The organism is Rhizobium sp. YS-1r, assembly GCF_000757525.1.
In the GTDB taxonomy this organism is placed as follows: domain Bacteria; phylum Pseudomonadota; class Alphaproteobacteria; order Rhizobiales; family Rhizobiaceae; genus Neorhizobium; species Neorhizobium petrolearium.
The window spans coordinates 95,965-109,169 of the sequence record NZ_JPYQ01000012.1 but is presented as its reverse complement, the minus strand read 5'-3'; the positions used below and the strand labels follow the sequence as shown (position 1 = coordinate 109,169).

Sequence of the window (13,205 nt, the reverse complement as noted above, 5' to 3'; positions counted from 1 at the left end):
AAGAAATGGCAAAACAGGAAGAACTGGTGTTTCTGCCGCTTGGCGGCGTGGGTGAGATCGGCATGAACCTCGCCCTCTACGGCTATGGAACGCCGCAGAAGCGCCAGTGGATCATGGTCGATTGCGGCGTCACCTTTCCAGGGCCGGACCTGCCGGGCGTCGATCTCGTTCTGCCGGACATCCGCTATCTCGCCGGCGAGCGCCATAACCTCAAGGCGATCATCATCACCCATGCGCACGAGGATCACTACGGCGCGCTGAACGATCTCTGGCCGGGCCTCAACGTGCCGGTCTATGCCTCGCCCTTTACGGCCGGCATGCTGGAGGCGAAACGCAATTACGAGGGGTCGCGGGCCGATATTCCGGTAACGATCTTCAAAGCAGGCGACCGCATCACGGTCGGCCCGTTCCAGATCGAAGGGGTTGGCGTCAACCACTCCATTCCCGAGCCCATGTCGCTTGTCATTCGCACGCCGCTCGGCAATGTGGTCCACACCGGCGACTGGAAGATCGATTATGCTCCCTCGCTTGGCCCGCTGACAGACGAGGTTCGCTTCCGTGCGCTTGGCGACGAAGGCGTTCTGGCTGTGATGTGCGATTCGACCAACGCCATGCGCGATGGCGTGTCTCCGTCGGAAGAAGAAGTTTCGGAAGGCCTGCGCAAGATCATCGAGGGAGCCGAGGGCAGGGTGGCGATCACCACCTTCTCCTCGAATGTCGGCCGCATCCGTTCGGTCGCCCAGGCCGCCGAAGCTGCCGGTCGCGAGGTGTTGCTGCTCGGCAGCTCTCTGAAGCGTGTCGTCGACGTCGCCCGCGATGTCGGCCTGATGGAGGGCTTGAAACCCTTCATCGCCGAGGACGAGTACGGCTATATCCCGCGCGACAAGATCGTCGTCATCCTGACCGGCAGCCAGGGCGAACCGCGCGCCGCACTTGCCAAGATCGCCCGCGACGAGATGCGTAACGTGGCGCTGGCATCCGGCGACACGGTGGTTTTCTCCTCGCGCACCATTCCCGGCAACGAAAAGGCGATCATCGAGATCAAGAACGGCTTGATCGAGCAAGGCATCAACGTGGTGACGGATTCGGATGCGCTGGTGCATGTCTCCGGTCATCCGCGCCGCAATGAGCTCCTGAAGATGTACGAATGGACCCGGCCGCAGATCCTCGTGCCGGTGCATGGCGAGGCAGCTCACCTGATGGCGCAGGCCGAGCTTGCGGCATCCGCCGGCATCAAAACGATCCCGCGTGTTCGGAACGGCGATATTCTGCGGCTTGCGCCGGGTCCCGCGGAGGTGGTCGACGAGGCGCCGCATGGCCGCATCTTCAAGGACGGCAAGCTGATTGGCGACTTCGACGAAATGGGAATTGGCGATCGCCGCAAGCTCTCCTATGTCGGACATGTCTCGGTCAATGTGCTGCTCGACAACCGCTACGATTTCCTGACCGATCCGGATGTCGTCGCCTTCGGCCTGCCGGAACTCGACGACGAAGGGGAGGCAATGGAGGATACGCTCTATGACGCGGTGCTCGGCGCGGTCGAGAGCATTCCGCGAGGCCGTCGCAAGGACCTCGATATGTTGCGGGAGGCGGTTCGCCGCGCGGTGCGCGCCGCTGCCAACGAGGCCTGGGGCAAGAAGCCGGTCGTGACGGTGTTCGTGACGAGGTTGTGAGGGGTGGGCGGATTGCCCCTCTCCTGAAAAATCGGCGCGGCACGGTTATCTCTCTCCTTGCGGGAGAGAAAGCGATTTCAAAATCTTAGCCGAAGGCTAAGTTTCAGAAATCGAAAGTGAGGGGCTCGCAACACCAAACTCGGAGGACACCACATGCTCGGACGCGTCAACCATATCGCCATCGCCGTGCCGGATCTGGCGGCGGCCACGACCACCTACCGTGATACGCTCGGTGCCCGCGTCTCGCAGGCCCAGGCGCTGCCGGAACATGGCGTGACTGTCGTCTTCGTCGAGCTTCCGAACACCAAGGTGGAACTGCTCGAACCGTTGGGGGCGGATTCCCCGATTGCCGCCTTTCTGGAGAAGAACCCGTCAGGCGGCATGCACCATATCTGCTACGAGGTGGAGGACATCATCGCAGCCCGGGATCGACTGAAAGCCGGCGGTGCCCGCGTGCTCGGCGACGGCAATCCCAAGACAGGCGCCCACGGCAAGCCGGTGTTGTTTCTACACCCCAAGGATTTCAACGGCACCTTGGTTGAGCTCGAACAGGTCTGATCTTGCGACGAACCGCAGCTGATTGTCCCCGGCTGGCTCTGCCTTCCTTTATCCTGAAGCCCGTTATAGTATTTATAAATCGCCTGTCATGAGTAGGGACACCTCATGGACCAATTATCCCGCAGAAAATATGATACTTTACTGGAGAGTGGAATTTTTACTTATGATGTGGCGCTGGATCTGTTGTGGGGTGATGTCAAGGCGGCAAATATCATGGGTTTTCCAAAGGAGGAAATGAATGACGGGATCAGGTTGTTGGAATATGTAAGCCTTGTTCATCCTGATGACCTTCCGGAATTTGCTGAGAAGAAGCACAAGTCGATACTCAATGCTTCGCCGTTCCAGAGTTCTCACAGACTTCTTCGTAAGAACTCCGCTCCCGTTTGGGTGACTGTGCACAGTCGGCCCTGCCGCATTCAAAATGGCCTGCCAACGCTGATCGGCGGCATTATCACATCGGGAAAGATTACAGTGGAATTGCCCCTTTAGGGAGCGAGGGCAGGTTGCCTCCGGACTATCCGGTGCGGCATCGCGTCCCCGGGCCCCCGTTTGAGCTTTGCTGTCTTTCAGCCTATAACGCCGCTCTCTGAACTGAAACCGGAAATCAACTCATGTCCCTCCTGACGGTCGCCGCCATCTATTTCATTCTCTGGTGGACCGTGCTCTTCATTGTTCTGCCGCTCGGCTATCGCAGCCAGCAGGAGGAGGGCGAGGTGACGACCGGAACGGTCGAAAGCGCGCCGGCGAAATTCCGCGGCGGCCGCGTCATCCTGCTGACGACGGTGATTTCCGCCGTGCTCTATGCGGCCTATCACCTCGTCTCGGCATATTTCGGCTTCGGCATTGCCGATATCCCGGTCATCGTGCCGAGTTTCGAATAGGACAGAAAAGCACGGGAACCTGTCATCTTCCTGTCATGCTGGGCGGGCATAGGAGGCGCAGTCCGTCGGGGCCAAAACAGGCAGGGCTTCGAGAAAGCAAAAAAAAACAAGGCGGTTAAGCCTTGTTTTAGTTCCGCGTGATCCTTCACCGTTGCCGGGGCAGCGAACAAGCGCGCCTAAGATCTGATCCTCCCAAGACTTGACCGCGAAATGGCAAGAATTTGAACTCCTTGCCTCTTTTGTGAGCTGAACCTAGCTCAAAGGTTGGGCTTTGTCATCCGATTTTTTTGTATTTTTGACACAGTCGGGTAAAATTTTTCAGTTGACAAAAATGTCGCACGCTTGCCACGAAATCCCCACTTTTGGGCGATCTGCAGTGGCAGGCGCACAATCGCGAACATCCAGGCGATTCATGCGGGGGCGGGTTCCCTTGAGAACGCGGAACGGCTATGTACCCTCGCAATATTACTCCAGAAATGGCCGATTCCTGATCAGACAAGGGATAGGCTGGCAACCCTCGGAAATTTCGATGCGCCTCACCCGTTATTTCATGCCCATCCTGAAGGAAAATCCCAAGGAAGCGGAAATCGTCTCCCACCGGCTGATGCTGCGTGCGGGCATGATCCGCCAGCAGAGCCAAGGGATCTATTCCTGGCTGCCGCTGGGAAAACGTGTGCTCGACAAGGTCTGCGCGATTATCCGGGAGGAGCAGGACCGGGCAGGGGCGCTTGAAATCATGATGCCGACGATCCAGTCGTCTGACCTGTGGATCGAAAGCGGTCGCTACAATGACTACGGCGCCGAAATGCTGCGCATCAAGGACCGGCAAGACCGCGCCATGCTCTTTGGGCCGACCAACGAGGAGATGGTGACGGATATTTTCCGTTCCTACATCAAGTCCTACAAGAGCCTGCCGCTCAACCTCTATCACATCCAATGGAAGTTCCGCGACGAGATCCGCCCGCGCTTCGGCACCATGCGCTCGCGTGAGTTCCTGATGAAGGACGCCTATTCCTTCGACCTGACGAAGGAAGACGCGATCCACTCCTATAACCGCATGTTCGCCGCGTATCTGCGCACGTTCTCGCGCATGGGATTGCGGGCGATCCCGATGCGTGCCGATACCGGCCCCATTGGCGGCAACCACAGCCACGAATTCATCATCCTGGCCGATACCGGCGAGTCGGAAGTGTTCTCCCACAAGGATTTCGTGAACTTCGAAATCCCCGGCATCGACACCGATTTCAATGACGTCGACTCGCTGAAGGCGATCTTCGACAAGTGGACCTCGGTCTATGCCGCGACGTCCGAAATGCACGATGAGGCGGCCTTTAAAGCCATTCCCGAAGCCGACCGCATGTCCGCCCGCGGCATCGAGGTTGGCCATATCTTCTATTTCGGCACGAAATATTCCGAGCCCATGGGGGCAAAGGTGCAGGGTCCGGATGGCAAGGAACACCTTATTCACGGCGGTTCCTACGGCATCGGCCCGACCCGCCTTGTTCCCGCCATCATCGAAGCATCGCATGACGAGAACGGAATCATCTGGCCGGCGTCCGTCGCGCCCTTCGACGTTGTGGTCATCAACATGAAGCCCGGCGACGAGGCCTGCGACCGCATCTGCGAGACGCTTTATGGCGGGCTCACGACCGTCGGCAAGGACGTGCTCTACGACGATACGGATGAGCGCGCCGGCACCAAGTTCGCGACCGCCGACCTGATCGGCGTGCCGGTTCAGGTGATCGTCGGACCCCGTTCCGCCGCAGGTGGCGAAGTCGAGGTCAAGGACCGCAAAACCGGTGAGCGCGAGACGCTGACCGTCGAAGCGGCGATGAACAGACTTGCCGGCCGATAAGCCGGCGGGTCCGGTGAACAAGGATAAGGCGGGCTTGACCGTCAGGCATTGAGGAAACGGCATGGCGAGCGTCGCGGCGAATGGTGAGGCGGAAAAGGCGGAGCGTTCGCCCTCGGCTGGCCCTTTCTCGGCCTTTGAGCGCATGGTTGCCTGGCGTTACCTGCGTTCGCGCCGCCGCGAGGCCTTCATCTCCGTCATTGCCGGCTTTTCCTTCATCGGTATCATGCTGGGTGTCGCCACCCTCATCATCGTCATGGCGGTGATGAACGGTTTCCGCACCGAGCTCATCTCGCGCATCCTCGGCATCAACGGTCACATGATCGTCCAGCCGATCGACGGGCCGTTCACCGATTATGCCGAGCTCACCAAGAAATTCGCGGCTGTTCCCGGCGTCAGGATGGCGCTTCCGTTGGTGGAAGGCCAGACGCTGGCTTCCGGCCGCGGTGGTGCAGGTTCAGGCGCGCTTGTGCGCGGCGTTCGTCCGGAAGATCTCGAAAAGCTCACCGAGGTCGCCGGCAACGTCAAGTCCGGCGATCTGGTCGGTTTCGCTTCAGGGCAGGGCGTCCTGGTCGGCTCGCGGCTTGCGGCCCAGCTCGGCTTGAATGCCGGCGACCAGATCACGTTGATTTCGCCGGAAGGGGACGTGACACCCATGGGCGTCAATCCACGGGTGAAATCCTATCCGATCTCCGGCATTTTCGAGATCGGCATGTCGGAATATGACGCGACGATCATCTACATGCCGCTTGAAGAGTCGCAGCTCTATTTCAATGCCGATGGCCTCGTGCAGTCGATTGAGCTTTTCGTCGACAATCCCGACAATGTCGACGGCATCCGGCCATTGGTGGAGGCCGCGGCCGGCCGGCAGATATTCATCTCCGACTGGCGGCAGCGCAACCAGACCTTCTTTTCCGCGCTCCAGGTGGAACGCAACGTCATGTTCATGATCCTGACGCTGATCGTGCTGGTGGCCGCACTCAACATCATTTCCGGCCTCATCATGCTGGTGAAGGACAAGGGCAGCGATATTGCGATCCTGCGCACCATGGGAGCCGGCGCCGGCGCAATCATGCGCATCTTCTTCATGACCGGGGCCGCGATCGGCATCGTCGGAACGCTCGCCGGCGTCGTGCTCGGCGTCATCGTCTGCCTCAACATCGAATCGATCCGGCAGTTCTTCTCCTGGGTTTCCGGCACAGTCCTCTTCGATCCGGAACTCTATTTCCTCAGCCAGTTGCCGGCGGAGATGAGCTTCCGCGAGACGTTGTCGGTGGTCGTCATGGCGTTGGGGCTTTCCTTCCTCGCCACCATCTTCCCGGCATGGCGGGCCTCGAAGCTCGATCCTGTCCAAGCCCTCCGATACGAATAGGTCCCGATCCTTTATGGCACGCAAAACTGTCTTGCAGCTTTCGGGCGTCCAGCGTCACTACGGCCAGGGCGACACCACGCTTTCGATCCTGAAGGGCGCGGATTTCGAGCTGGTGCGCGGCGAAATGGTGGCGCTGGTCGCGCCGTCCGGTACGGGAAAGTCGACGCTGCTGCATCTTGCCGGCCTGCTTGAGCATCCGGATGACGGCGAGGTCTTCATCGGCGGGCGCCCCTGTAACGATTTGTCTGACGACGAGCGCACCGCGATTCGCCGCTCGGAGATCGGATTCGTCTACCAGTTCCACCATCTCCTGCCGGAATTCACGGCGATCGAGAACATCATGATGCCGCAACTGATCGCCGGCCTTTCGAAGGCAGAGGCGAAGGAACGGGCAGCCCAACTTCTCGACTACATGCGCATCGGCCCTCGGGCCGAGCATCGCCCGGCCGAATTGTCGGGCGGCGAACAGCAGCGCGTGGCGATCGCCCGCGCGGTCGCCAACGCGCCGCGCGTGCTTCTCGCAGACGAGCCGACCGGCAACCTCGACCCCAAGACGGCATCCTATGTCTTTGATGCGCTGGAGGCGCTGGTACGCCAGTCAGGCCTTGCGGCACTGATCGCCACCCACAACCACGAACTTGCCGGCCGCATGGACCGCCGCGTGACGATTGAGGGCGGCAAGGTCGTGGAGATGTGAGGCCGGTTAGGCGCCGGCGATTGGCGCCATATTCCCGTTACCCTGTGCCGGTCACAGAGATCCGGCAGCGCTGCGTCGGTCGCGCGTGTGTCGCACACAACCCCGTGGGGCATCGTGCAAGGACGTAAGACCATATCGCCGCAGAGGAACCGGAGTTGCGCGGAAAAACTTGGCTGAACGGGATACGTCACGTGTCATTTGTAAATTTCAATACGGGGCACTCGATGTGTCCCGACCGCTCCTGAAAACAACCGTGATCGCCAAGGGGGACTTCCCCTCGTTTCCCCTATGCAAATATGCTGGCAGACGGCTTATCGCCCCTTGCAGATGTCTTGCCCGATCTCGTTCTCCCATTGAGCGACCGGAGCCGCGCCTGGCGTGCCGGCGATCGGCTGGCCGTTCACTTTGCCTTTGCCTGTCAGCAAGTTGACGTCGCATTCGATCGGGTCCGGCACGTCCTCCGAAAAGCTGAAGCCCGCCACCAGGAAATCCGAGTTCCGATAGGCAAGCGTGAGCCTGATCTCGTAATGCCGCTGCCCGGGCGTATCGTTTTTCGCCGTTACCAGAATTGATCCGTTCTGCAAGGCGGCGATTGCAACCGATTCTCCCGCATAGATAAACGAGCCGGGCACTTTGTTCGCGGCAGCTGCCTTGAGCGTCATCCGTCCTTCGTAGGGTTCGGCGAGATAGATGTAGATGCCATTGCCGTCCGCGCCGTGTTTCGGTGGCGGACGCACGATCATGGCGAGATCGCTGTCGCCATCCCGGTCAAAATCTCCCGTCGCGACGGCGGCGATTCGGCTGGGATCGATCACCTCTTCGGCCATCGCCGGGCTGGCAAGGAGATAGGCGACAAGAATTGCAAGTTTTCTCATGTGGAAGGTTCCTGCGTCTGTTGTGCTAATCCTAGCCCACCAAAACCTCTTGGAAAAAGGCTTTTCTCCAATTTTAACCATAATCCCGAAACCGGATTTCTCCTTTTGTTCTTCTGTTGACTTTTGTACAAAAAGAGAACAAATTGAAAACATAACGAACACGGGAGACGACGATGACTGACATTCTTCGTGACATTGCCGCATTCGCTTCCATCGCCACCTTCGTGGCAAGCCTGTCCATGCTCGTCATGGCCATGTGAGGGAAGTCTCGAAGTCTCGCTTAAGGCCTCGTCATCCGAAAGACGTTGAGCGAGGAAATCTGAACTGGACTCTCGGCAAGCCGCACCGGAAAATAGCCCGATTCATGAAGTGGGTAAGGCGCGGACATGGCAGATACGGCGAACGTAAAATTGGGATCGGAATCGTTGGGCGATAGCCCGCAATTCGTTCACCTTCGCGTTCACTCCGCCTATTCGCTTCTTGAAGGGGCACTGCCGCTCAAGAAGATACTTTCCAAGGCGGTTGCGGATCATCAGCCCGCGATCGCGATCACCGACACGAACAATCTCTTCGTTGCGCTGGAATTTGCCCAGAAGGCGATCGATGAAGGGCTGCAGCCGATCATTGGCTGTCAGCTTTCGATCGATATGGAAGACCAGTCGGAAGAGCGACGCGCCGGCCATCAGCAGCTTGCCAAGCTGCCGGCGATTGTCGTGCTTGCGGCGACGGCTGCGGGCTACGAAAGGCTGGTCGACCTTATCAGCCGCGCCTATCTGAGCGGCGAGGGACACGGCGCCGTGCATATCTGCAGTTCCTGGCTGGAGGAGGGCGGCACCGAAGGGTTGATCGCGCTTACCGGAGCTTCGGGCGGGCCGGTCGACATGGCCTTGAAGGATGGGAATGCGGTGCTTGCCGAGGCGCGGCTGCTGAAGCTGAGGGAAATCTTTAGCGACCGGATTTATGTCGAACTGCAGCGCCACGGTTCATTTGACCGGCGGCATGAGCAGAAGATGGTGACTCTTGCCTATGACCATGACCTGCCGCTGGTCGCAACGAACGAGGCTTTCTTCCCGTCGAAGGCGGATTACGACGCCCATGACGCGCTGATGGCGGTCGCCCATAATGCGATCGTTTCGGATGATAACCGCTTCCGTCTGACGCCTGATCATTATCTGAAAAGCCGGGCTGAAATGGCAGCCCTGTTTGCCGACCTGCCGGAAGCGCTGGAGAACACGGTCGAGGTCGCCCGACGATGCTCCTTCATCCTGAAGACGCGAAAGCCGATCCTGCCGCGCTTTACCGGGGCGACGGCAGATCCGGAAGAGGCCGAACGGGCCGAGGCGGCGGAACTGCGCCGTCAGGCGATCGAGGGGCTGGAGAACCGCATTGCAACGCTTGGAATGACGAGCGGCTATACGGAACAGGACTACCGCGAGCGTCTGGACTTCGAGCTTGGCGTTATCGAGCGCATGAAGTTCCCGGGTTACTTCCTGATCGTGTCGGACTTCATCAAATGGGCAAAGCAGCACAATATTCCAGTCGGCCCGGGCCGCGGTTCGGGTGCCGGTTCGTTGGTGGCATACGCGCTGACGATCACCGATGTTGACCCGTTGCGCTTCTCGCTGCTTTTCGAGCGCTTCCTCAATCCGGAACGCGTCTCGATGCCCGACTTCGACATCGATTTCTGCCAGGACCGCCGTGAAGAGGTGATCCGCTACGTGCAAGCCAAATACGGCCGCGAGCAGGTGGCGCAGATCATCACCTTCGGTTCGCTGCAGGCGCGCGCCGCGCTGCGCGACGTCGGTCGTGTGCTGGAAATGCCCTACGGCCAGGTCGACAAGATCTGCAAACTCGTGCCGAACAACCCGGCCAACCCGACGCCGCTGTCGAAGGCGATCGAGGAAGAGCCGAAGCTGCAGGAAGAGGCGGACAAGGAGCCCGTCGTCCAGCGCCTTCTCGACATCGCCCAGAAGATCGAGGGCCTTTACCGCCACGCCTCGACCCATGCCGCTGGCATAGTGATCGGCGATCGGCCGCTCTCGAAGCTCGTGCCGATGTATCGAGACCCGCGTTCGGACATGCCGGTTACCCAGTTCAACATGAAATGGGTGGAGCAGGCGGGCCTGGTGAAGTTCGACTTCCTCGGTTTGAAGACACTGACGGTGCTGAAGACTGCCGTCGATTTTTGCAGGAAGCGCGATATCGAAATCGATCTCGCCAAGATACCGCTGGACGACCAGAAGACTTATGAGATGCTTTCCCGCGGCGAAACGGTCGGCGTGTTCCAGGTGGAAAGTGCCGGCATGCGCAAGGCGCTGATCGGCATGCGGCCGGACTGCATCGAGGACATCATCGCGCTGGTCGCGCTCTACCGCCCCGGTCCGATGGAGAATATCCCAACCTATAATGCCCGCAAGCACGGCGAGGAGGAGATCGAATCGATCCACCCGATGATCGATTATCTGCTCAAGGAGACCCAAGGGGTCATCGTCTACCAGGAACAGGTCATGCAGATCGCCCAGGTGCTCTCAGGCTATTCGCTCGGCGAGGCCGACCTTTTGCGTCGTGCCATGGGCAAGAAAATCAAAGCCGAGATGGACCAGCAGCGCGAGCGCTTTGTCGACGGCGCGGTGAAGAACGGCGTCTCCAAGGCGCAGGCCGACAACATCTTCGAACTGCTTGCAAAGTTCGCGAACTACGGCTTCAACAAGTCGCACGCGGCGGCCTACGCGATCGTCTCCTACCAGACCGCCTATATGAAGGCGCATTACCCGGTCGAGTTCCTCGCCGCGTCGATGACCTACGATATGGCGAACACCGAGAAGCTCAACGACTTCCGGCAGGACGCCGGGCGCCTCGGCATTGCCGTCATTCCACCGTCCGTCCAGACCTCCTACAGGCATTTCGAGACGGGCGAGAACAAGATCTTTTATGCGCTGGCCGCCATTAAGGGTGTTGGCGACTCGGCCGTGGAACATATCACGGCCGTGCGCGGCGACCGGCCATTCAGGAGCATCGAGGATTTCTGCCTCAGGATCGATCCGAAGCAGATCAACCGGCGCGTCATGGAAAGCCTGATCTCGGCGGGCGCCTTCGATTGCTTCGGCATCGATCGTGCCGAATTGATCGGCGGGCTTGACCGCATCATCGGTTATGCGCAGCGCGCCCAGGAGGAGAAAGTCAGCGGCCAGTCGGATTTCTTCGGCTCGTCGGCGAGCTCTGGCCCCGAAAAGCTCGTTCTGCCGCCTTTCGATCCGTGGACGCCGTCGGAAAAGCTGATGCGCGAGTACCAAGTTCTCGGCTTCTATCTCTCTGCTCATCCTCTCGATTCTTATGCAAATATTCTTGCCAAGATGCGGGTGCAGACCTTTGCGGAATTCTCCGTCTCGGTGAAGGGAGGGGCAAGTTTCGGAAAGCTCGCGGGCACCGTGACGAGCCGCCAGGAGCGCAAGACCCGCACCGGCAACAAGATGGGCATCGTGGCGTTTTCGGATTCTTCCGGCCAGTTCGAGGCCGTCCTGTTCTCGGAAGGACTTGCGCAATACCGCGATCTCCTTGAACCCGGCAAATCGCTGCTTATTACCGTGCAGGCGGAGGAGCGGCCGGAAGGCATCGGGCTTCGCATCCAGACGGCCCAGTCGCTGGAGGAGAAATCCGTGCAGATGCAGAAGGCGTTGCGCGTCTATGTTCGAGATTCAGGGCCTTTGAGGATGGTAGCCCGGCATCTGAATGCCCGAGGCGACGGACTGGTCTCTTTCGTCGTCATCAAGGATGATGGCAAACGCGAGATCGAGGTGGAACTGACAGAGAAATATCGCATCTCGCCGGAAATCGCCGCAGCATTGCGCGCGGCGCCGGGCGTCCTCGACGTGGAACTGGTATAGAGCCGGCTCGGCGGTTTCGATCGCGCGCCGTACCTTTAATAGAGACCGATCGAACGATATTGCGCTCTTGCTTGCGATTGGCGAACGGGCCGAGGCTTGGTCACGGAATTTTTGGCTTGGCTAATCGTGGGTTGAGAGTGCGTGATGGTTACAAAATCGGTGCCTTTGCCGGTTTCCGGTCCAAGGCCCTGGTCGTTGATCGTCACCGACGTGCCATCGGTCATCAGCGTCTCGATCCGGTCGCGGATATCGGCCGGGATTTCGATGCGGTCGAACGCGCGGGCGGTGGCATCCGGGGCATTGGGGTCATCGGCGACTGCGATGCCGAGCCGCTTCATCGTTGCATCGCTCAGCTGGTTCGGCAGAGTTATCCCAAGCCACTCGGCAGTCTCGGCGCTGTGCTCGACTTTGTCGACAGTGAAGAAATGCGTGCCGAGAGCAATTTGCGGGTCCTTGATGCCGACCGGCGCCTCGAACAGCGATTCGAAATTCTGCCGCACCATGATCTGGCCGGCCGGCGGCTGCGGCTTGCCGGCAGTCTCATAGAGCGCATTCAGGAATTCCGGCGTCATCAGCGGCCCTTTGAGGGAAAGGTTCTTCCAGCGCTTGAAGCCGGCAATGGCGCTGCGGGTCAGGGGGCCGGCGAAGCCGTCGGCGCCGCCGGTCTCGAAGCCGAGATCCTGCAGGATCACCTGCACATCCATCAGCATTTCGCGCTCGCTGCGACGGGTGATGAGGATACGCAACGGTGCTGCATCTTCGTCTGCGGCCGCCGCGCTCCGCGCATCCGTCACAATGGCCGGACGAGCGAGCGAAGGATTGTCCGGAACGACATTCATTGCCACCTCGACCGGTTTGGAATCCCCTCGGATCGAGGAGGTCCTGAGCTCGACATCCGGAAAGAGCGGCCCGGCTGGCAGGGGTTTGCGCGGCATGAAGAGATTCGTGCTCTCGATCCGTTCCGGCGCGATCTGTGCATCGATGATGATCACATGGGCGCCGCGCTCGGTCATCTGGTAGAGCGATTTCGCGAATGCGCCCGGCATACGCACGCAGCCGTGCGAGGCTGGATAGTTCGGCACGCTGCTGGATTCGTGAAGCGCAATCCCTGACCAGGTCAGCCGCTGCATCCAGGGCATGGGTGCGTTCGAATAGATGTTCGATTCGTGATATTTGCGCTTCTCGAGGATCGAGAAGATGCCGCTCGGCGTCGAGTGTCCCGCCTTGCCGGTGGAAACATTCGAGGTCGCAACGACCGTGTCGCCATCATAGACCGTGAGGGATTGCTTATCCTTGGAAACGATGATCTGCAGCGTGCGGGCGCCTTCCGCGAAGGCTGCATGCGACAGCATGGTCGCAGATAGAAAACCAAACCCGAACATCAGGTGACGCAACATAACCGACCCCATACGC

General features: G+C 59.8%; 10 protein-coding genes. 8 read left to right on the top strand and 2 right to left on the bottom strand.

Annotated elements, in window-relative coordinates:
• Positions 1 to 5 precede the first annotated feature (5 nt).
• The 7 genes from JL39_RS11670 to JL39_RS11640 all read left to right on the top strand — a co-directional run bounded on the left by JL39_RS11670 (position 6) and on the right by JL39_RS11640 (position 7,033).
• The gene (locus tag JL39_RS11670) at positions 6 to 1,673 is read left to right on the top strand and encodes a ribonuclease J (RefSeq protein ID WP_037150163.1); all 1,668 of its coding nucleotides are present in this window, start codon (positions 6 to 8) and stop codon (positions 1,671 to 1,673) included.
• 153 nt (positions 1,674 to 1,826) lie between these two features.
• Positions 1,827 to 2,231: a methylmalonyl-CoA epimerase gene (gene mce, locus JL39_RS11665; RefSeq protein WP_037150161.1), complete on the top strand. Its 405-nt coding sequence runs from the start codon at positions 1,827 to 1,829 to the stop codon at positions 2,229 to 2,231.
• Between the two features lie 105 nt (positions 2,232 to 2,336).
• Positions 2,337 to 2,720 (top strand): PAS domain-containing protein, encoded by a 384-nt coding sequence (locus JL39_RS11660; protein ID WP_037150159.1) that lies wholly within the window; start codon positions 2,337 to 2,339, stop codon positions 2,718 to 2,720.
• A gap of 122 nt (positions 2,721 to 2,842) precedes the next feature.
• Entirely contained in the window at positions 2,843 to 3,112 is a 270-nt protein-coding gene (locus JL39_RS11655) for a DUF1467 family protein (RefSeq protein ID WP_037150156.1), read from the top strand.
• Positions 3,113 to 3,641: 529 nt separating this feature from the next.
• A complete protein-coding gene (gene proS / locus JL39_RS11650; RefSeq protein WP_037150154.1) occupies positions 3,642 to 4,967 on the top strand; it encodes a proline--tRNA ligase in 1,326 nt (441 codons plus the stop codon).
• 61 nt (positions 4,968 to 5,028) lie between these two features.
• Complete coding sequence (locus JL39_RS11645) at positions 5,029 to 6,336, top strand: lipoprotein-releasing ABC transporter permease subunit (RefSeq protein WP_037150151.1); 1,308 nt, start codon at positions 5,029 to 5,031, stop codon at positions 6,334 to 6,336.
• Positions 6,337 to 6,349: 13 nt separating this feature from the next.
• Positions 6,350 to 7,033 (top strand): ABC transporter ATP-binding protein, encoded by a 684-nt coding sequence (locus JL39_RS11640; protein ID WP_037150148.1) that lies wholly within the window; start codon positions 6,350 to 6,352, stop codon positions 7,031 to 7,033.
• Positions 7,034 to 7,344: 311 nt separating this feature from the next.
• Here the strand turns inward: JL39_RS11640 and JL39_RS11635 are convergent, their stop codons facing one another.
• Positions 7,345 to 7,908 carry an FG-GAP repeat protein gene (locus JL39_RS11635; protein WP_037150146.1) on the bottom strand — a complete coding sequence of 188 codons (564 nt, stop codon included), beginning with the start codon at positions 7,906 to 7,908 and terminating at the stop codon, positions 7,345 to 7,347.
• Positions 7,909 to 8,294: 386 nt separating this feature from the next.
• On the opposite strand from JL39_RS11635, the gene dnaE reads away from it, so the two are divergent.
• Entirely contained in the window at positions 8,295 to 11,792 is a 3,498-nt protein-coding gene (gene dnaE / locus JL39_RS11630; protein WP_037150142.1) for a DNA polymerase III subunit alpha, read from the top strand.
• A 35-nt stretch (positions 11,793 to 11,827) separates the two neighbouring features.
• Here dnaE and JL39_RS11625 read toward each other — a convergent pair whose 3' ends face one another.
• Positions 11,828 to 13,189 carry a L,D-transpeptidase family protein gene (locus tag JL39_RS11625; protein ID WP_081952802.1) on the bottom strand — a complete coding sequence of 454 codons (1,362 nt, stop codon included), beginning with the start codon at positions 13,187 to 13,189 and terminating at the stop codon, positions 11,828 to 11,830.
• Positions 13,190 to 13,205 lie beyond the last annotated feature (16 nt).